Consider the following 19,482-nt stretch of genomic DNA (forward strand, 5'->3'; position numbering starts at 1 on the left):
CCCGCAGGATGCGGAGGGCGAAGGTTCGGAACGCTTAAGCGCTCTTGAACTTGTTGACGAACTCAGTCCGGGTTTCAGCATACCACGGCGCTTCTGCAGGCCACGGATTGAGATTGGCCAGCGAGTCGCCCGGATAGGCCTCGGCAAAGTTCTTCTTGTAGGTGTCGCCGGAATACTGGTCGGCTCCCAATACCGGCGAGTTGTAGCCGTGGCTGTCAATCGCAACACCGGCCGGCTTGGCCTGATAGGCAAAGTCGATGAAAGCGTAAACCTGATCGATATTCGCGGCACCAGTCGGCATGGACATACCATCCACCCAAGCCATAGCACCTTCGACAGGCGCCTGATAGTGTACTGGCTCGCCTGCGGATTTCAGTGCAAGGGGTGGGCCGTCCCAAGTTTGGCCAACAATAACGCCTTCGTTCAGAAGACCGTTCTTCTGTGTGTCGGCGTCGTTCCAGATCAATTTGATGCGGTCCTTGCGTGCAACGCACCAGTCGGTGATCTGGCCCCAAACCTTGCGCATGGTGTCTTCATCACCATATGCCGCCCAGACCGAACCCGGCTCCATCTCGCCAGCGCGTTCCATGTAAAGGCCGGCACCCAGCATCATGGAATGCGCGCGGCCCATGGTTTTACCGGCGTTCGCTTCCGACCACACGTCGCCATAGGACGGCGCATCACCATCCGGCAGCCACAGGTCAGTACGGTAAGCGATACCTTCTGTACCCCAGATATGCGGCAGCCAGTGCGCACCTGAATCGCCAAAGTTCCACGCATCAGTGCCAATCTTGGCCATGGCAGGGTTCACCAGATCGATCGGAACCCGGTTCATGTCGAAGGGCTGGAGCAGCTCCAGCGGTTCCCACTGCAACGACCGGTTGTTGGTCGGTGAAACGATATCAAAACCCTGGCCCTTGGTGGCCTTCATCTTGTTGATGATCTCTTCGTTCGAGCCGATACCGGTATAGTTCACCTTGATTCCAGTAAGCGTCTCAAACTCTTCGATGAAGCTGGGCGGCAGGTAGTCCGACCACATCAGAATGTTGATTTCGCCCGACGACGCCAGAGCGCTCTTGCTGTAAAGGGGTGCCGCAAGTGCCGCGGCACCTGCGCCTTTCAACACAGAGCGTCTCGAAAATGAAGAATGTTTAGCCATAGGTGATCTCCCATTGTTGGATGAGTTTGTTTTTGTATTTTTATTCATAGGACTTTCTGTGCCCGTTCGTCAGTCCAAAAGTGACAGTTTACGGAATTCTTATGTCCAGTTTTTGTTCTTGACACGTTTCGGTTGAATTTCAGAGCGTTAGTTTACCTGCCATACGGTAAAATCGCGCGCGCCAACCGGATCCGAGCCGATCAAAATTCGTCGTGATCCACCACCAGGCAGGGGTTTGGACATGTCACCAAAATTGAAAGCAAACTGCAACGTACCGAGTCGGGTTACGCGTAGGTCTGGATCGCAGTCCAGAGGCTTCAGCCCTGCCCATTCCAAGACATCGCGCATAATCTCGTGCACGAGCGCACCGCCGGGTACCATGGCCAGATATGTCGCACGATCCGACCGGACGACCGCTGGGCTGGCGTCGCAATAGGCACTTTTGAAGCGCGCCAGGACATTTGCCTCGGTCTCGACGATTTCACGCCAACCGCCAAAGCCAAAAAGCTGACCGTTCTGCAACTGCACGGATTCCCTTGCAATATCCGGGAGCGATTCGACACGGACGACACGGACGCCGATCAGATCCGCCAACGCACCCGGCGCCAGATTCGAAGGGGTCTGCATTTGAGCTGTCTTGCTGCCGGATCGGGCACCAATCAAAAGCTTTGCCCCCGAAACCTCAAGTCTTGCGGCCAGATCCGGGGTCACGATCATGCTTTGCGGCAGCACGATCAGTGCGTAACCTTCCAAACCATCCTCGGGACCCACAAAATCAATGTCCACCCCCAGACAGCGCAAGGCGGTGTACCATTCGCGGAAGATATGGGAATTGGGGAAGTCATCATCATGCGGCAGAATATCGGCCGCCCAGATCGAAGCGTAATCCAGCATCATCGCCACCGAGGCTTTAACGCGCGTCGTTGACGGCAGGTTTTCGCGATCCTTCACAATCTGAGCCAGTTCGAGCGCGGCTTGATCCAGACTGTCATCCGAGCGCAGCAAGGCTGTATGGTATTGTTCCTGCGCGAACTTTGCCTGGCGCCATCGAAAAAACATCACAGCTTGCGCGCCGTGTGCATATGCGGCCCAGGTCCAAAGCCGAACCATCCCTTCGGCTGGGGAAGGGTTTTGTGCCGCCCAGTCCACCGGCCCCGGTTGCTGTTCCAACACCCATACCCGCCCCCGCCCCTGACTGCGATACAAGTCGCAATGAAATCCCTGATAATCAGGCGCGCCGGTTCGCAGATAACGGCGCTTTTCCTTCTCTGACAGGGTTGAGCCCATCAGATTACCCAGCGGGTAGCTGTCAAAGCCGACGATATCCAGATCGGCGGCCACTGCGTGGTGATCGAATTCGAAACTACCGGCCATGAAATTGTGCGTGATATCTCGACCCGGCGCATGTTCGCGCAGCACGTCCACCTGTGCCTTGTTGAACAACCGCACCCGGTCCGAAGAATAGCGCCTGAAATCAAGGGCATGGGTGGGGTTGGGTGCAGCGACCAAACCGTTGGGCAGTTCAATCTGGTCAAAGCCGGAATAGCGGCTCCCCCAAAACACGGTCCCCCAGACCTCGTTCAGTGCGTCGATTGTGCCGTATCGTTGTGCCAGCCAGCGCCGAAAGCCAGACCGCGCGGCATCGGAATAGCTGAGAACGGTGTCGTGGTCGTTGTACTCATTGTCGATTTGCCAGGCATGGACATGCGGGTTCTGGCCATATCGGCTGGCATATTCCGTCGCGATCCTTTGCGCCTCGGCCAGGTACACGTCACTGGAGAAGCAATAATGTCTGCGGGACCCATAGCCCCGGACCCGGCCGTCCGGGCCAACCGGCAGAATTTCGGGGTGCTCATCAATCAGCCACTTGGGTGGCGCAGCCGTTGGAGTCGACATCATGATCCGCAGACCGGCCCGCCCCAGAATCTCGATGACATCATCCAACCAGTCCCAGTGAAACCGCCCGCGTTCCGGTTCAATCAGACCCCAGGTGAACTCGGCGATCCGAACCCAATCCAAACCCATCCCGGCCATCCGCGCGGCGTCACTGCGCCACTGGGACGGATCCCATTGTTCGGGGTAGTAGCAAACCCCAAGCTCCAGTTTGCTCATCGGTTGTCCTTTGCCGTGCGCCGTTCGATCCATTTCAGGAAGCTTGCGCAACAGAGAGTGAGTACCACGTACAGAATTGCTGCCGTATTGAACGGCGCAAAGGGCAGAAAGCTTGCTGCCTGAAACTCTCGCATCCTTTGGGTCATGTCGCGGACGGACAGAATGGACAGCAACGAGGTATCCTTGATCATCGCGATAAATTCGTTGCCCAATGGCGGGGTAACGATCCGCAGGGCTTGCGGCAGAACGATCAGCCGCGCCGTCTGCCAGCGCGACAAGCCCAGCGAACTGCCTGCTTCCAGCTGCCCTTTCGGGATGGCCTCGATCCCAGATCGGAATATTTCGGCCATATAGGCCGAATACCCGACCGAAATCGCGATGATCCCGCGTGTCATGTTGGTCATATCAATGCCGCCGCCCGTAGCATCCTTGACCGCGCCCGCCAAGGGCAGGCCGATGTAAAGAATGATAACCAACATCGGAATGCCGCGTATCGTGTCCACGAAAAATTCGGCCCCGACCGCCAAAGGATGCAGCTTGTGCTGTGCGCCGCCAATGGTCAGCGTCAGCAGCAGAAAGCCGAAAACAGCAAAAGCCAGAGCGGGATTCCGGTATTTGTCAGGCAGGAAACTGGTCTGCCACAGAACCGGATAGCCTTGTGAATGAGCATCCACGGGAACAAACGCTCCGGAAACGCTGTCGACGGTTTCAATCTGCTCGAGGGCGGCCGCCGCATCAGTGGCGCTGCGTATGCGGTATTGTTGGTCGCCGGCACCGTCGAACTCTCCAAACCGGATGATGTCAGCCTGCGCCTGTGGTGTGCCGCGCACAATGGCGATGCGCCCTTCGGTGCTTCCGACCAGAACGTAACTGACCTGCGGCTGCATGAAGAAAAAGGCTGATATCGCAAGCAATGCCAGGCTGATGGAACCATACAGAATCGTGGTGCGCGCCCGTGGTTTGAACGATTGCAGCCCCACCCAGATCAAGCCCAGAATGGCCGAGAAGATATAGGCGAAGATGGCTGCGCGAAACGTAATGGCAACGCCCGTCGCGAACTGCCAGTGGGCCATGAACATCAGATAGAACAAAACCGCACCGGTAAGGCATTCCAGCCCCAAAAGAACGCGCCTGCGCCAAGGGGGTTGCAACCGCGCCGACAGCAGGCTCAAGGCGACAACGGCCGTGTATGCGGCCAGAAGAACTTGCAGTCCTGTTTGAACCTGGGTCACGACTTCGGGATACAACACCCACGTCTGACTGGACCGGTCGATCAGGGTTGATGTGTTCTCGCTGAGCGCATGAAAGAAAACGGATTCCGCGAAGGGCATCAAAAGCTGTGGAGATACAAAGCTCATGATCAAAAGCGCAATTGATGTGGGCAGCGCCGCAAGGGCCGAAACGCGCAACCAACCTGGGGCGTGATTGGAAAAACGTACATGCCGGGCGCAGAGATATCCAAGGATTGCAACCGAGACGATCAGCAGAAAGCCGACGAAAATCGGCCCTGCATTGTTGCCGATCCCCAGAATTGCAATCAGAGATCGCAGATATTTCGAGGATGTGGCGAACAGATAGATGATGAAGGGGGCGGCTGCGAGCAATACAAGATTGCTCGGGCGGATCGTGCTGAGACGCGACATGGAACTTCTCCGCTGAAACATGGCCCGGCAACGGCTGCCGCCGGGCCCGGAAGGGCTTGAAGGATCAGTTTGTGCCCCAGTATTTGGCCTTCAGCGTGTCCAGCGTGCCGTCTTCCTGAATGGCGGCGAGACCGGCATTGATTGCATCCACCGTCGGGTCACCTTCCTGAAACACGATACCCAATGGATCCGATTGCAGGCCTGTGATGCCCACGGTCAGTTCTCCGGCAAACTCCTGCTCGTAGGCCGCGGCAGAGGTGCCATCAATGATCACCCCTTGCACGTCTGCGTTCTGAAGCGCCAGAATAGCCGCCGAGAAGTTGTCGTAGAGGCTGACATTCTCGCGCCCTACAAGCTCTTCCGCCAGTTGGGCGTTGGTCGTCGCGGTTTGTGCCGCCAGTTTCTGGCCACCTGCTTTGAAATCCTCAAGCGTCAGATCCGCGTTGTCGACTTGCAGCAGAATGGCCTGACTGACAACGATGTACGGTTCGGAGAAGTCCATAGTCTCTTCACGTTCGGGCGTGATCGACACGCCCGAGATGACCAGGTCGAACTCACCCTGTTGAAGCGCCGCAAAGATGCCGTCCCAAGCGGTGTTTACGAAATTCGGAACGCAATTGATCTTTTCACAGATTGCATTCATCACATCGACATCAAAGCCTACGATTTCACCGGTTGTTTCGTCGACGGTTTCCATCGGGGGATAGGTCGCATCCGTTCCGATCTTGAGAACGCGACCTTCCAGATCGGCGGCAAAGGCCGCTGGCGCTGTCAGCATTGCAAGCGTTGCAACGGCAAATAGGTTTTTGAACATGTTCGGTTTCTCCTCTGTTGGCTCAGTTGGTCTGCGCCATGCCCGGCGCCGGGGTGTCAGGTTGCCGCTCGATCAATGTGGCCCTGATCTTTTTTTGCGTTTCGGACGGATCAACGCCGTCCAGTGCTTTTAGCATGAATTCACCCAGCAGGCGGCTGGTCTCGCCTATCGGCAAATAGTAGGTGCTAGGCGGGGGTATGAAATACTGGCTGAGTTTCAGATCGTCGTTTGAAATGACGACGACATCCCTGCCGACCTGAACGCCCATGTCGGCGGCGGCGGACAAGGCGCCAAGGGTCATCGCCTCGTTGGCGCAAATGATGGCGCTTGGCCGGTTGTGCCTTCGCATGAGCGCCACAAAGGCCCTTTGCCCGGTCTTCGCCGTGGTCGGGCCGGGAAGAACAAGGGCCGGGTCAAACTCCATGCCACCGGCCGACAGAGCATCTGAGTATCCCTGGCGACGTTGACGGGCATAGATCAGATCATCCGGCGGGTTGATAAGCGCTATCCGTTTGTGCCCCAATGCCAGCAGCCGGGCCGTTGCATCATAAGCCGCAGCCTGACTGTCGAGATCCACGTAAGGATGTGGTTGGGCACTGTCACTCATCCCATATGTGACAAACGGAAACCCCTCATCTTGCAGATAGGCGATACGCGGGTCATTCACCCGAGTTCCGGAAAAGATCACGCCGTCTGCCAACCCTTCCTGCACAATGAAATGTAGGGTCTGCAATGCGGCTTCAAGATCTCGTACACTGAAGACACTCAACTCATAGCGTGACCCTTGAACCGCGTCGGATATTCCGGCCAGGATCCGGGTAAACTCCACACCCTCCCATTCTTCAGCGGCACTGCCCGAAACGCTGACCAATACCGCAATCCTGTAGGATTTATTGGTGCGCAGTTTCAGGCCGTCCAGATTGACCCGATACCCAAGCTCGGACGCCGCCTTTTGGATCTCTTCCCGCGTTTCCCGTTTTACCGAAGAAGCGCCACGCAGTGCGTTTGAAACCGTGCCGACTGAATAGCCGGTCATACGGGCGATCGATTTGATCGTTGGCCGCGCCATCAGCCGATACCCCCAAGCCGTTCAGTCAAAAACAACCGGCCTGTTTGCAAGGTACGCCTGTGATCGGCGGTTTCATCATGCTCGACGAAAAGGTCGGTGCACTTGGTGGCTGAAAGGGCTCGTATCGTGGCGTCCCAATCGACAACACCCTCACCCGGATTGCGCCAGCGCCTGTCGCCTGATCCGCCCTGCGGATCCACGTCCTTTGCATGAACAGACAGGATGCGATCCGCATGGCGCGCCAGCAGGTCAGCCGCGTCCTGACCGGCCGCGACGATCCAACCGATATCAGGCTGCCAATAGATGTTTTCTGGCGCCAGAATCTGTTCAAGAGGCGTTTTTCCCGGCGCCCCGAACAGATCATAATCGTGGTTGTGATAGGCTAGGCTGACGCCGTGATCCCTCAGTCGATTTGCCCAATCGGACAACTGGCCCGACACTGCCTTCCATCCCTCGACAGTGCCGGGCCGCGCCTGTGGCGCCAGCCAAGGCATGACCGCCACCTGGCATTCCAAAAGGTGCAGTACTTCAACGATGTCGTCGAAACGCTCGTGGAACTCCTCCCAATCGAAATGTGCAGAACGAAGGTTAAGACCTGATTGATGGACGATGCGCGCCATCTCTTGCGGTGTCATGTCATGCAGACCGGTGGTTTCGATATCCGAAAACCCGCAAGCGGAAACCAACTTCAGTTGGTCCGAGAGGTCACCGCATTGCCGAACCGTGTAAAGCTGCGCCGATACCCGCATTTTTCACCATTGAAACGTTTCAATTATGGTGAAACACAAAACGCAATTCTGTCAAGAACTGCGTTTCGCTGCTATTTGCGCATGGACAATCCATTGTGGAACAGATGCACTTTGTCCGGTGCGGCCGTGACCGAGACCGTCTGGCCACGCAGGTTTCGCTGAACGCCCGGCAGCTTTGCAATGACTGCATCCGCACCATAGGTTTTCTCAAAATACAGCAGCGTGACTTCGCCCAGGGCTTCGGTGAAATCCACCTTGCCGGACAGAATCGCGGAGTCTTCCGTCATGGCCAAGTCTTCGGGGCGCACCCCGATATTGACCTTTTTACCCAGCTCACTGTCTTCGGTTGGAACCGCGGATCTTGCAATCCCGCCTGATGACAGTTCAACGGTGGTCATTTCGCCGGTTCCGGTGATTGTGCCGGAAAGCAGGTTCATGGACGGCGAACCGATGAACTGCGCAACAAACTCGTTGTCAGGCGCCTCATACAGTTCAAGCGGTGTCCCGACCTGCGCGATGCCCTTGTTGGCCAATACCACGATCCGACTGGCCAGGGTCATCGCCTCGACCTGATCGTGGGTCACGTAGATCATGGTGCTGTCAGGCATGGCCTCTTTCAGACGCGCGATCTCGATCCGCGTGGCCACCCGAAGTGCCGCGTCGAGGTTCGAGAGGGGTTCGTCGAACAGATACACCTTTGGGTCACGTACGATCGCGCGCCCGATGGCAACCCGTTGACGCTGCCCCCCAGAAAGAGCTTTTGGCAGGCGGTCCAGGAATGGTTCCAGCTGAAGGATTCGAGCGGCACGGTCTACGGCAGCATCAATCTCGGCTGTGGGCATCTTCGCGATTTTCAGGGCAAAGGCCATGTTCTCGCGAACGGTCATGTGGGGATACAAAGCATAGCTTTGAAACACCATCGCGATGCCCCGCTGTGCAGGAGGAACATCGTTCATGACCTGCCCTTCGATTTCCAGCGTGCCGCCTGTAATCTTCTCCAACCCGGCGATCATCCGCAGCAGGGTGGACTTGCCGCATCCGGAAGGACCGACAAAAACGATCAATTCGCCTTGTTCGATGTCGAGGTTGATGTTCTTCAAAACATCGACAGGGCCATAGGACTTGGCGACATCCGTTAGGTTGAGCTCAGACATGCTTTATCCCTTTTTCCTGTACATCAGGATGAACTGCGCCGCGTTCAGGACAACGTTGCCGCTTCCTTCGACACCGCCCAGGTCCTGACCCATGACCTGCCAACTGCCTTCGGGCAGATTGAACGCGGCAGAATCCGTGCCCAGATTGAACGCGCAGAATATCTGCTCATGAGAATCCTCACGCACAAAAGACAGAATCGAACCCGTTTCCGTCATGCCGGTCTGCGCCCCCGTTGCCAAAGCAGGATGCGCATGCCGCAAGGCAATGGCGCGACGGTAGTGGTTCAACATCGAGCTTGGATCCGCCTCCAATCGGTCCACCGCCTGCACGGCCTGCTGTGCGCTTACCGGCAGCCAGGGCTCTGCGGTGCTGAAACCCGATTGTTCATCTTGTGCTGCCCAAACCATCGGTGTGCGGCAGCCGTCGCGGCCTTTGTATTCGGGCCAGAACTCGATGCCATAGGGGTCTTGCAGTTTCTCGAACGGCACATCCGCTTCGTGCAGGCCCAGCTCCTCGCCCTGATAGAGGCAGGCAGAGCCGCGCAGGCACATCATGAGAACCGCGTGCTGGCGGGTTGCGGCGTCATCCAAATTCCAGCGCGAGACGTGACGCTGCACGTCGTGGTTGGAAAATGCCCAACATGGCCACGCGTCACCTGCCTTCGCTTCCAGCTGGTCAAAAACGTGCTTGGTGTAAGTGGCGGTCAATGAACGTTTTTCCAGGAACTCGAAGGCATAGCACATGTGCATCCGCTTATCCCCGGATGTGTATTCGCCCATAATCTCGAGCCCACGCTGCGCATCTCCGACCTCGCCCAGACAAGCCCGGCCTTCATATTCGTCCGTCAAGGCCCGCAGTCTTTCGAGGAAGGCGATGTTCTCGGGCTGGCTTTTTGAAAACAGGTGGTCCTGATGGTTGTAGGGGTTCACGGCCGGTGCGATCGTGGCGTTGCGTTGATCCATCGGCAGCGCGGGATTGTCGCGCAGCGCCTTGTCGTGGAAATAGAAATTGATGGTATCCAGCCGAAAGCCATCCACCCCCAAATCAAGCCAGAACCGCGCCACGTCCAGCAACGCATCCTGAACATCCGGAGAGTGGAAATTCAGATCCGGCTGCGATGTCAGGAAGTTGTGCAAATAATATTGCAGGCGTCGGGCATCCCATTGCCAGGCCGAGCCGCCGAAGATCGAAAGCCAGTTGTTCGGTGGCGTGCCATCCGGTTTGGGATCCGCCCAAACATACCAGTCGGATTTCGGGTTTTCACGACTGCTGCGGCTTTCGATGAACCAAGGGTGCTGATCGGATGTATGCGACAGAACCAGATCAATCATGATCCTCAGACCCTTGGCATGGGCCTGATCCAAAAGCTCTTTGAAATCCGCCAGCGACCCGAACATGGGGTCGACATCGCGGTAATCGCTGACGTCGTAACCAAAATCCTTCATCGGCGATTTGAAAAACGGCGAGATCCAGATTGCATCAACGCCCAGAGAGGCGATGTAGTCCAGTCGCGCAGTGATGCCCTTCAGATCGCCGATCCCATCCCCGTTGCTGTCCTGAAAACTGCGTGGGTAGATCTGATAGATCACACCACCGCGCCACCAGTCCGAAGACAGTTTCGTTGCTTTGCATTGTTCAAGGTTGTTCTGCACGTTCATCAGACGCCTCTATTTGACAGATCCGGCCAACAGGCCCCGGACCAGGTATTTTTGCATTGCGAAGAAGACGACCAGCGGCACGAAGATCGAAACAAAGGCAGCGGTCGCAAGGATTTCCCAATTGCCGCCACGTGTACCCAGCAGCTCGACGATGCGGTTCGTCATCACGGTTGTCTGGCCGGTCGCGTCGATCAGGAAAACCTTGGCAACAAGCAGGTCATTCCATGTCCACAGGAACTGGAAGATCGCGAAAGACGCCAGCGCCGGGAAGCTGAGTGGCAGGATCAGTTTGGTAAAGATCTGAAACTCGGTGGCACCGTCGACGCGGGCGTTCTCGATCAGATCACGCGGCAATCCGGCCATGTAGTTGCGCAGCAGGTAAATCGCCAGGGGCATCCCAAACCCTGTATGCGCAAGCCAGACACCCAGATAGCCCTTGCCGATCCCGATATTGAGGTGAAACTTCAGCAACGGGATCAAGGCCAATTGAAGCGGAACGACCAAAAGGCCAACAACGGCCGCGATCAGCAGGGCGCGCCCGGGAAACTCCATCCATGCCAGCGCATAAGCCGCAAAGGCAGCAACAAGAATCGGGATGATCGTTGCGGGGATGGTCACCGTCAGCGTGTTGAAAAACGCCTTGGCCATGCTGTCCGTACTGCTTTGATCCAGAAGAACCTTTCGGTAGTTTTCCAAAGTGAACTCGGGTGGCAGTTCCGCTGTTACGAAGATGCGCGCACCACGTTTCCCGGTGAATTCCTCGGTGTTTTCCATCCGATAGTTGCCCGCCGCATCCACCGTGATCGTACCACCTCGGCGCAGCTCGGCTGTTTGGCCCGGTTCAAATGCATCAACCTCGCGCGAACTGATCCCCCATCTGGAAATCGTTGCTTGCTCATCTTCGCCGAACAACGCCCCCTGAATGACATACACTCCGTTTTCCAGCACCTGCGTCTCGGGCGCGGCACTGCGAAGCGTCAGGTTTTGTTCAGAGGGAAACAGCGACCGCCACCAGCCGCTGGACGAAATCTGATCTGCCGTCCGAAAGGACGAAATCAGCAAGCCAAGCGTAGGAATGACCCAAAGAGCCACCAGGAAGATGACTGACAGATGCACCACCCATCTGAGCGCGGGTTTGGTTCCGGCGATATCGCTCATGGCTTACTCCATCTCCTTGCGCGCGTTGCGCACGTTCCAGACGAGGATCGGCGTAACGAGCAACATGATCACCATGGCCGAGGCGGATCCGACGCCCCAGTCATTGGCGCGGAAAAGCTTGTCGTACATGTAGTTTGCCAGCACCTGTGTCTCCCACTGGCCGTTGGTCATGGCAAAGACGATGTCAAACACTTTGAGAACGGTGATCGTGATCGTCGTCCAAACAACAAGGATCGTGGTTTTGATCTGCGGTACCTTGATCTTGAAGAAGATCTGAAAGGGATTGGCCCCATCCAAAATGGCCGCCTCGATGGTTTCTTCGGGAATACCGCGCAAGGCCGCCGACAGGATGACCATTGCGAAACCCGTCTGTATCCAGATCAGGACAACCATCAGAAAGAAACTGTTCCAGAAAGGAATTGTTAACCACGTGTTGGGTTCGGTGCCGCCGAAGAAGATGTACAGCGCGTTCAGGATGCCTATCTGGTCCTGTTCCGCTGGTCGCGCATCATAAACCAATTTCCAGATCACCGATGCACCAACAAATGAAATGGCCATCGGCATGAAAATCAGGGATTTGGCAAAGTTGCCCCAGCGGATGCGGTCGGTCAGTTGCGCCACGAGAAGACCAAAAGCCGTTGACATGGCCGGCACGACAATCAGCCAGAACATGTTGTTGCGCATGGCTTCCCAAAACTTCGGCTCGGCCGCCATTTGGGTATAGTTGTCCAAGCCAACCCAACGGTATCCGCCACCGGGCACGCGTTCCGTAAGCGAAAGGCGCAAGGTTTCAACCACCGGATACGCCAGATACAGCCCCAATGCAGCAAGCGCCGGGAACAGGAACAACCACGGGCGGATCAGGTTCGCGCGGTTGATGTTTCGGCCCGCATTTGGCCCGCGCGGCGGAAACAGGACTTTGTCCAGAAACTGGTTGGAAAGATAGAAGTAGCCCACGCAACCCGACACGCCGATGGCGATCGTCAGCAGGCCTTGTAGTGCGGGTGTCATGATACGCCCATCCGTTCGGCAAACGGGGCGGCCTCAGGACCGCCCCATGAGTTGGTCACTTGATTGCGTCCCAGGACGCCTGGATTTCACGTGCCACGGTGGCTGCATCTTTTGCACCCGACGAGTAATCGACCATCCCGGTCCAGAACGTACCTGCCCCGACCGCACCGGGCATCAGATCGGACCCGTCAAAGCGGAAGGTCGTAGCGTTGGTCAGAATTTCGCCCTGTCCGCGCTGTGAATCATTCGAATAGTTCGCGGGATCTGCACCCAGATGGGGCGTCAGGAAACCATCCTGCGACATCATGATCTCATGGGCGAAAGGTGTCTTGAGGAACTCCAGAAAGGCTTCGGCTGCGGGATTTGGGTTGGTGACTGTGAACAGGGTCCCTGCCCCAAGCACCGGTGTCCCAAGGTCTTTTTCTGCGTAAGCCGGGAAATAGAAGAAGTCAGCATCCACCCCCAATTCGGTGCCTTCCGGAAAATAGGCGGGAATAAACGAAGCCTGACGATGCATCATGCAACCGGGCGGGCTATCGAACAGACCTTTGGGGCTGTCACGGAAATCGATTGCCGCCGTGTCGTCTGCGTCACCTACCACATAGTCGTCATTGCGGGTGAAGCTGCCATATTCCTCAATCGCGGCTATGACGCGGGGATCATCGAACTTCATTTCGTTCGACACCCATTGGTCATAGACTTCAGGTGGTTGCGTACGCAGCATAAGATCCTCGACCCAGTCCGTCGCAGGCCAACCCGTTGCGCCGCCCGAGGCCAGACCGACGCACAAGGGCGTCTCGCCGTCCTCGACCATCTGATCCATCAGAGCTTTGAACTCTTCCATGGTTTCGGGCACTTCATACCCAAAGTCTTCGAAATTTTCGGGCACGTACCAAACCAGCGATTTGACGTTCACATTGAAGAAGAACCCGTAAAAATCGTCAGACCCTTCTGCGTTCTCAAACGTACCCAGATCGACCCAGGATTGACCCGCGGCGAAGTTTTCCTTGATCCAATCCGCAGTGCCTTCGGCCAACGGCGTCAGATAGCCTTGTTTTGCGAGGTTTGCCGCCAGACCAGGCTGCGGGAAAACAGTCAGATTCGGCGCCGAGCCTGCGGCCGCATCAATCAGGATCTGCTGTTCCAGAGAATCCGAACCCACATAGCTGGAATTCGCGCCTGTTGCCTCATCGAAATAGGCCACGAGGTTTTCGAAGGACTTGCCCTCGCCAGCCAGCCAGGGGCCGAAAATGGTCAGGCTTTCGCCGGACAGATCATTCGCTTCGGCAAAGGCCTGAAACCCATCCCAGTCAAAACTGCCCTCGCCGACGGCGTGGATCATCTCACCCTCTGCCTGAACTGATCCGGCCATCAGGGCGAGTGCCGCCGCACCTGCGTAAAGCCCGTGTTTCATCAAATCCTCCTCCCAAGCTTTCATGTATTCAAAGACTCGCTTTCAAAGCGCTTTGGATAGCCCGTGTTATCCGCCAACATCGGCGCCCTGTCAATATTTTGCTTCCCAGCGCCAAAATAAATTATATTTTCTGCTTTCAATGCAAAACAAGTTGACGGATGCCGTATTTGCTCACAAAACAAAAAAGAGCCACTCAATTTAAGGCGCTTTGAATCGTAAAATGAACCTGAAGCAGCTCTCGGAAGTTCTGGGCCTTTCGCAAACTACGGTCAGCCGGGCGCTGAACGGGTACCCCGAAGTGAGCGAGGATACACGTGCGCGCGTTCAAGCCGCGGCGCGCAAACACGGGTACCGGCCGAACAGTCGCGCCAAAGGGCTTGCGACCGGACGATCGATGGTGATCGGCCACGTCATTCCCAGCTCGTCCCGGCATGAAATGGTCAACCCGATCTTCGGGGATTTCGTCGCCGGTGCCGCAAAGAAATACGCTGAACATGGCTATGACATGATGTTCACCAATGCCGACGACACTTCGATTGAAGAAGCGTATCGGAGTCTTTTTCAGCGCGGCGCGGTGGACGGAGTCGTGCTGCAAGGCCCCAAAGTGAACGAACCACGGATCGAAGTCCTGACCCGCATGGGCGTCCCATTCATCGTGCACGGGCGCTCGACCGGCGTCGATGCTCAGTATGACTGGATCGACGTGAACAACAAAAGTTCGTTCATGCGCGCCACCCGCTTTCTGATTGACCTTGGCCATCGCCGGATCGCTCTGATCAACGGTCTGGAAGATATGGATTTTGCCCAACGCCGCCGCGACGGATATCTTGAGGCGCTTGGTCAGGCCGGGCTTGCGCCCGATGCCGATCTGATGCGCAGCGCTGAAATGACAGAGGTTTACGGCCATCACGAAACGCAGAACATGTTGCGCCTCGATTCCCCTCCGACCGCTATTTTGTGTTCATCGATGATCTCTGCCATCGGCGTACGGCGTGCGCTGTCCGAAAACGGGCTTGAGATGGGTAGGGATGTGTCAGTGATCGCCCATGACGACGACCTGTCCTATTTGAAGAACGGGCAGGATGTTCCGATTTTCACGGCAACGCGCTCATCCGTCCGTCAGGCGGGTGAAATGGCGGCTGACATGTTGATCCAGCGCATCAAATCCCCGAATGATCCCGTCAAAACCCGGCTGCTGGAGGCCGAGCTGGTCGTTGGCAGGTCAACCGGCCCTGCGCCTAACAGGGTGCAACCATGAAACACGCACGCGCTGATTTTCCCAAGGATTTTCTCTTTGGTGTTGCCACTTCTGCGTACCAGATTGAAGGCCACGCACAGGGCGGGGCGGGGCAAACTCATTGGGATACCTTTGCGGCGTCACCGGGCAACGTGGTGCGCGGGGAAAACGGAGACGTGGCCTGTGATCACCTGAACCGGTTCGAACAGGATTTCGATCTGGTGCGCGAGGCCGGGTTTGACTGTTATCGTTTTTCGACCAGCTGGGCACGCGTGCTGCCGGACGGGCGTGGTCAGGTCAATCAGGCAGGGTTGGATTATTATGACCGATTGGCGGACGCCCTGCTGGAACGCGGTATCCGCCCCTGCGTGACGCTTTATCACTGGGAATTGCCGTCGGCGCTTGCGGATCAGGGGGGATGGTGCAATCGCGATATCGCGGATTGGTTCGCGGATTATACGCAGGTCATCATGGGTCGGATCGGCGACCGGATGTTCAGTGCCGCGCCGATCAACGAACCCTGGTGTGTCAGTTGGCTGAGCCATTTTGAAGGCCACCATGCGCCCGGTCTGCGCGATATCCGCGCCGCAGCCCGGGCGATGCATCACGTTTTGTTGGCCCACGGGCGGGCGATTCAGGCCATGCGCAGTCTTGGGATGGGCAATCTGGGTGCCGTGTTCAACCTCGAATGGTCAGAGCCAGCAGATGACAGCACGGAAGCGCGGCTTGCGGCAGATCGCTACGATGCAATCTACAACCGGTTCTTCCTAGGCGGGGTTTTCAACAAAGAATATCCCCAAACCGCCTTGGAGGGGTTGGAGCCGCACCTGCCCAAGGGCTGGCAGAACGACTTTGAAACCATCGGCACACAGGTCGATTGGTGCGGGTTGAACTACTATACCCGAAAATTGATTGCCCCGGCGGACGCCGCCTGGCCCGGCCTGCAAGAGGTTCCCGGACCGTTACCCAAAACGCAGATGGGATGGGAAATCGATCCCTCTGCCCTTACCCGCTTTCTTGTCAGAACAAGGAAAGACTATACGGGCGCGTTGCCAATCTATATCACCGAAAACGGAATGGCGAGTGAGGCGCGCGTGCAGGACGATGATCGTATCGATTATCTCGACAAGCACCTTGCGGCCGTACTGGACGCTTTGGCACAAGGTGTTCCGGTGAATGGCTATTTTGTCTGGTCGCTGCTGGACAATTATGAATGGGCCTTCGGGTACGAAAAGAGGTTTGGACTGGTGGACGTGGATTTCGAAACACTTGCGAGAACGCCCAAAGCGTCTTTCATGGCGCTGAAATCCGCCCTGTCCGGTACTCAGAGCGTCTCTCAGCCGTTAGCGCAACCATTCGGTGCCGTGCATGAGCATTGGAACCTGGTTGCGGATATCGGCGGTACGAACACTCGTCTGGGCGTCGTCACGAACGGAGAATTGGCAGATCTTCGGAAACACCCGACGGGGACATTGGAAGACCTGCTCGAGGCGTTCCATGACCTCAGGGACGAGATCGGAACCAACCCACAGGCCGTCGTAGCAGCCGGAGCCGGGCCGGTCAGGGACGGAACAATTCAGTTGACCAACGCGAACCTGGATCTTTCGGAAACCGAGCTGACGAAAGCAACAGGAGCAGAGCGCACTTTTGTCATAAATGATTTCACCGCTGCGGCGTGGTCGGTGGCCGAGGTGACCAGGTCGGATGTTGCGGTCTTGCAGGGTCAGGAGGCGCCGCCCACAGGCACACGGCTGGTTGTAGGGCCCGGAACCGGGCTTGGCGTTGGTGCTTTGCTTTTTTCCGAAGGCAGGTATCACACGGTCTCCGGCGAAGGCGGGCACGTGGGCCTGTACCCGCGCCATCGCGACGAAGTTGATATCTTTGAGGCGGCACGTCGCATCGCACCGGGCTGTTTCTTTGGGGACAGCCTGGCGCTGGAAGCAGAAATGTTCCTGAGCGGAACCGGCCTGCCGATCCTTTATCAGGCGGTTGAATTGGCATCCGGTCAAGCGCGAACTCAGGCGCGCTCCGCAAAGGACATTCTGAACGATGCCCGCAACGGCACCGATCTGGTCGCCGAAAAGGCGGCGCAGATTTTTACCACCCACTTAGGTGCTTTGATGGGTGATCTGGCGGTCACCTTGATGCCGGAGGGGGGCGTTTTCCTTGTCGGCGGCGTTGCCGAGAAAAACCGCTGGCTATTCAGTGACAACTTCAAGGATGCGTTCAACGGCGGCGGCCGCTTCAGCGACTTGCGCCGCTCCCTGAACCTTTACGTGTCTGAACAGGCAGAGTTCGGGATCATCGGCGCAAACAACTTCTGCAAGAACGCGCTGAGACAGCAACCAGACTAACCGAAGTTTCTTACCTAGAAGGACCAAGACATGATCCTGTGCTGTGGTGAAGCGCTGATAGATATGATTTCAGAACCGACCGCATCGGGCGCAATTGGTTTTGTGCCACATACTGGTGGTGCAGTTCTGAACACAGCCGTCGCGATGGGACGTCTGGGTGTTCCGGTAGGGATGCTGACAGGTTTGTCATCGGACATGTTCGGCCAGCAATTGATTGATGCGCTGAAAGCGAGCCATGTGGACACGACACATGTGATCATCTCGGACCGTCCCACCACGCTTGCCTTTGTGCAGCTCTCGGATGGACACGCGACTTACAGCTTTGTCGATGAAAACACCGCGGGCCGGATGTTGCTGCCCGAAGACATGCCCGATCAGCTTCCTGCTGTCTCTGCCCTGTATCTCGGTGGAATCAGCCTTGCGTGTGAACCTTGCGCAGATGCCTATGCCGCCCTTCTGGACAGCCACGGTTCCGACCGGGCAGTGATGCTGGACCCGAATATCCGCCCGGATTTCATCAAGGATCAAACCCGGTTTCGGACGCGTTTGAACCGCATGATCTCGCGTGCGGATATCGTCAAGGTTTCAGACGAGGACCTGGACTGGATCATTCCGGGCGCTGAAGCCGAATCCGCAAAAGCGTCTGTGCTGTTGCAGGCGGGTCCTTCCGTTGTCATCGTCACCCGTGGCAGTGACGGGGCGCACGGTTACCTGGCGGATGGTTCCGAAGTCTCGGTTCCCGTGAAGCCCGTTGAGGTGGTCGATACGATCGGCGCAGGTGACACGTTCAACGCCGGCGTTCTGACCGAGCTCAGCCGCGCAGGGCATCTGACCAAGTCAGGTCTGCGCGGATTGACGGTTGAAAGCCTGCAAGCAGCCATGGAACTGGGCGCTGACGTGGCGGCCGTGACCGTTTCCCGAGCCGGGGCAGAACCCCCGTGGGCGCACGAACTTTGATCTGCGGGATGGCATGATGAAACGATCCGAAATCAACCACTTCAAGCCCTAAGCCCAGACGTTCATTCAATCTTTCGGAGCCGTGTTGCCACCCTTTGCGGATTGATCGCCCGAGAAAATGCGCATCTCTTTGGTCGAAACTGTCCGCAGCCGCAAGCTGGGATGGGACATTACCAATTACGCACAAGGCCATTTCGACGAACATTGCCTATTCCTGTTCACTCTAAACAATGGTGAGGTGAAGGATCTGAAATCCGGGCGTGGGATGCTCTGTGCAGAAAAACTGTTGATCTCGAAAGACGATCAGCTTTCTCCGATGCACCGGCATATCGTTAAGGCAGAAGACATCATCAACAGGGGCGGCGGCGATCTCGTTCTGGAAATTCATGCGTCGGATCCAAACGGTGGCGTCGACCGCGACAACCCGGTGACGGTCCCCAGCGATGCCTGCCCCGTAACCTTGCAACCCCAAGAATACGTGCGGCTGAAGCCGAGGCAAAGCGTAACTCTGATGCCCGGCATCTGGCACGCTTTTTGGGCCGAGCGCGGCGATTGCCTTATTGGCGAGGTATCGACCGTGAATAACGACCGCACCGACATTGGGTTTGAAAAGCCAATTCCACGGTTTTCAAAGGTCGAGAAAGATTCCGAACCGGATTTCCTTCTTGTATCAGACTATTGACACCGTTCGGTCCGGGCTGGCGCAGCAGGACAGCTGGGTCAGCTGTCGCAATTCCATCTACCAACGCCTTCGTCTGCCGCTTGACAAGTCTGGCATTGCCAGACTAGCTGAGCGGGATGGTTCCATAAGGGATGAAAATGGGAACACGGTGCGGCACTGGAATGTGCCAAGTCCGTGACTGCCCCCGCAACTGTAAGCGGTGAGCGACGCCACTTCACCACTGACCCGCATGGGTTGGGAAGGTCGGCCAAGCAACGACCCGCAAGTCAGGAGACCTGCCATCGCACTATAAACCAACCCGAGGCGGGGC

Annotated in this window: 14 protein-coding genes, 2 pseudogenes and 1 riboswitch; of the genes and pseudogenes, 5 read left to right on the forward strand and 11 right to left on the reverse strand. The window is 57.0% G+C overall.

Annotated elements, in window-relative coordinates:
* Positions 1-34: 34 nt before the first annotated feature.
* From ACR0C6_RS08735 to ACR0C6_RS08785, 11 genes are all read right to left on the reverse strand, one after another.
* Positions 35-1,159, reverse strand: coding sequence for an extracellular solute-binding protein (locus ACR0C6_RS08735; RefSeq protein ID WP_480446356.1), 1,125 nt, complete (start codon positions 1,157-1,159; stop codon positions 35-37).
* A 147-nt stretch (positions 1,160-1,306) separates the two neighbouring features.
* Complete coding sequence (locus tag ACR0C6_RS08740; protein WP_480618897.1) at positions 1,307-3,271, reverse strand: beta-galactosidase; 1,965 nt, start codon at positions 3,269-3,271, stop codon at positions 1,307-1,309.
* Positions 3,268-4,914, reverse strand: coding sequence for an amino acid ABC transporter permease (locus tag ACR0C6_RS08745; RefSeq protein ID WP_480446354.1), 1,647 nt, complete (start codon positions 4,912-4,914; stop codon positions 3,268-3,270). The genes ACR0C6_RS08740 and ACR0C6_RS08745 overlap by 4 nt, the downstream gene beginning before the upstream one ends.
* Before the next feature lie 64 nt (positions 4,915-4,978).
* Positions 4,979-5,728, reverse strand: coding sequence for a basic amino acid ABC transporter substrate-binding protein (locus ACR0C6_RS08750; protein ID WP_480618898.1), 750 nt, complete (start codon positions 5,726-5,728; stop codon positions 4,979-4,981).
* Positions 5,729-5,750: 22 nt separating this feature from the next.
* A complete protein-coding gene (locus ACR0C6_RS08755) occupies positions 5,751-6,797 on the reverse strand; it encodes a LacI family DNA-binding transcriptional regulator (protein WP_480618899.1) in 1,047 nt (348 codons plus the stop codon).
* Complete coding sequence (locus ACR0C6_RS08760; protein ID WP_480618900.1) at positions 6,797-7,546, reverse strand: sugar phosphate isomerase/epimerase family protein; 750 nt, start codon at positions 7,544-7,546, stop codon at positions 6,797-6,799. Before ACR0C6_RS08760 ends, ACR0C6_RS08755 begins: the two co-directional genes overlap by 1 nt.
* Before the next feature lie 71 nt (positions 7,547-7,617).
* On the reverse strand, positions 7,618-8,700 hold the full coding sequence (locus ACR0C6_RS08765; protein ID WP_480618901.1) for an ABC transporter ATP-binding protein: 1,083 nt from the start codon (positions 8,698-8,700) through the stop codon (positions 7,618-7,620).
* Between the two features lie 3 nt (positions 8,701-8,703).
* On the reverse strand, positions 8,704-10,359 hold the full coding sequence (locus tag ACR0C6_RS08770; protein WP_480618902.1) for an alpha-glucosidase: 1,656 nt from the start codon (positions 10,357-10,359) through the stop codon (positions 8,704-8,706).
* Positions 10,360-10,368: 9 nt separating this feature from the next.
* Positions 10,369-11,517 (reverse strand): carbohydrate ABC transporter permease, encoded by a 1,149-nt coding sequence (locus tag ACR0C6_RS08775; RefSeq protein ID WP_171615168.1) that lies wholly within the window; start codon positions 11,515-11,517, stop codon positions 10,369-10,371.
* Between the two features lie 3 nt (positions 11,518-11,520).
* Positions 11,521-12,528, reverse strand: a complete 1,008-nt coding sequence (locus tag ACR0C6_RS08780) for a carbohydrate ABC transporter permease (protein ID WP_171726414.1) — start codon at positions 12,526-12,528, stop codon at positions 11,521-11,523.
* 55 nt (positions 12,529-12,583) lie between these two features.
* Positions 12,584-13,942: an ABC transporter substrate-binding protein gene (locus tag ACR0C6_RS08785; RefSeq protein WP_480618903.1), complete on the reverse strand. Its 1,359-nt coding sequence runs from the start codon at positions 13,940-13,942 to the stop codon at positions 12,584-12,586.
* 220 nt (positions 13,943-14,162) lie between these two features.
* On the opposite strand from ACR0C6_RS08785, the gene ACR0C6_RS08790 reads away from it, so the two are divergent.
* The 5 genes and pseudogenes from ACR0C6_RS08790 (at position 14,163) to ACR0C6_RS08810 (ending at position 19,172) form a co-directional block, all read left to right on the forward strand.
* A complete protein-coding gene (locus ACR0C6_RS08790) occupies positions 14,163-15,200 on the forward strand; it encodes a LacI family DNA-binding transcriptional regulator (RefSeq protein WP_480446346.1) in 1,038 nt (345 codons plus the stop codon).
* A pseudogene (locus ACR0C6_RS08795) lies at positions 15,197-16,501 on the forward strand (GH1 family beta-glucosidase); the annotation flags it as partial. The gene ACR0C6_RS08790 and the pseudogene ACR0C6_RS08795, both read left to right, overlap by 4 nt.
* Entirely contained in the window at positions 16,475-17,533 is a 1,059-nt protein-coding gene (locus ACR0C6_RS08800) for a glucokinase (RefSeq protein ID WP_480619241.1), read from the forward strand. The pseudogene ACR0C6_RS08795 and the gene ACR0C6_RS08800, both read left to right, overlap by 27 nt.
* Before the next feature lie 30 nt (positions 17,534-17,563).
* The gene (locus ACR0C6_RS08805) at positions 17,564-18,490 is read left to right on the forward strand and encodes a carbohydrate kinase family protein (protein ID WP_480618904.1); all 927 of its coding nucleotides are present in this window, start codon (positions 17,564-17,566) and stop codon (positions 18,488-18,490) included.
* A 64-nt stretch (positions 18,491-18,554) separates the two neighbouring features.
* A pseudogene (locus ACR0C6_RS08810) lies at positions 18,555-19,172 on the forward strand (D-lyxose/D-mannose family sugar isomerase).
* 100 nt (positions 19,173-19,272) lie between these two features.
* Positions 19,273-19,469, forward strand: a riboswitch (cobalamin riboswitch).
* Positions 19,470-19,482: the final 13 nt, after the last annotated feature.

Source organism: Ruegeria sp. AL12 (assembly GCF_056540885.1).

What these genes read in the sequence shown, in the direction of transcription:
- ACR0C6_RS08745 (WP_480446354.1), bottom strand. Translation starts at nt 4,914, where the DNA reads ATGTCGCGTCTCAGCACGATCCGCCCGAGCAATCTTGTATTGCTCGCA.
- ACR0C6_RS08760 (WP_480618900.1), bottom strand. Translation starts at nt 7,546, where the DNA reads ATGCGGGTATCGGCGCAGCTTTACACGGTTCGGCAATGCGGTGACCTC.
- ACR0C6_RS08755 (WP_480618899.1), bottom strand. Translation starts at nt 6,797, where the DNA reads ATGGCGCGGCCAACGATCAAATCGATCGCCCGTATGACCGGCTATTCA.
- ACR0C6_RS08780 (WP_171726414.1), bottom strand. Translation starts at nt 12,528, where the DNA reads ATGACACCCGCACTACAAGGCCTGCTGACGATCGCCATCGGCGTGTCG.
- ACR0C6_RS08800 (WP_480619241.1), top strand. Translation starts at nt 16,475, where the DNA reads ATGGCGCTGAAATCCGCCCTGTCCGGTACTCAGAGCGTCTCTCAGCCG.
- ACR0C6_RS08765 (WP_480618901.1), bottom strand. Translation starts at nt 8,700, where the DNA reads ATGTCTGAGCTCAACCTAACGGATGTCGCCAAGTCCTATGGCCCTGTC.
- ACR0C6_RS08775 (WP_171615168.1), bottom strand. Translation starts at nt 11,517, where the DNA reads ATGAGCGATATCGCCGGAACCAAACCCGCGCTCAGATGGGTGGTGCAT.
- ACR0C6_RS08790 (WP_480446346.1), top strand. Translation starts at nt 14,163, where the DNA reads ATGAACCTGAAGCAGCTCTCGGAAGTTCTGGGCCTTTCGCAAACTACG.
- ACR0C6_RS08770 (WP_480618902.1), bottom strand. Translation starts at nt 10,359, where the DNA reads ATGAACGTGCAGAACAACCTTGAACAATGCAAAGCAACGAAACTGTCT.
- ACR0C6_RS08750 (WP_480618898.1), bottom strand. Translation starts at nt 5,728, where the DNA reads ATGTTCAAAAACCTATTTGCCGTTGCAACGCTTGCAATGCTGACAGCG.
- ACR0C6_RS08805 (WP_480618904.1), top strand. Translation starts at nt 17,564, where the DNA reads ATGATCCTGTGCTGTGGTGAAGCGCTGATAGATATGATTTCAGAACCG.
- ACR0C6_RS08740 (WP_480618897.1), bottom strand. Translation starts at nt 3,271, where the DNA reads ATGAGCAAACTGGAGCTTGGGGTTTGCTACTACCCCGAACAATGGGAT.
- ACR0C6_RS08735 (WP_480446356.1), bottom strand. Translation starts at nt 1,159, where the DNA reads ATGGCTAAACATTCTTCATTTTCGAGACGCTCTGTGTTGAAAGGCGCA.
- ACR0C6_RS08785 (WP_480618903.1), bottom strand. Translation starts at nt 13,942, where the DNA reads ATGAAACACGGGCTTTACGCAGGTGCGGCGGCACTCGCCCTGATGGCC.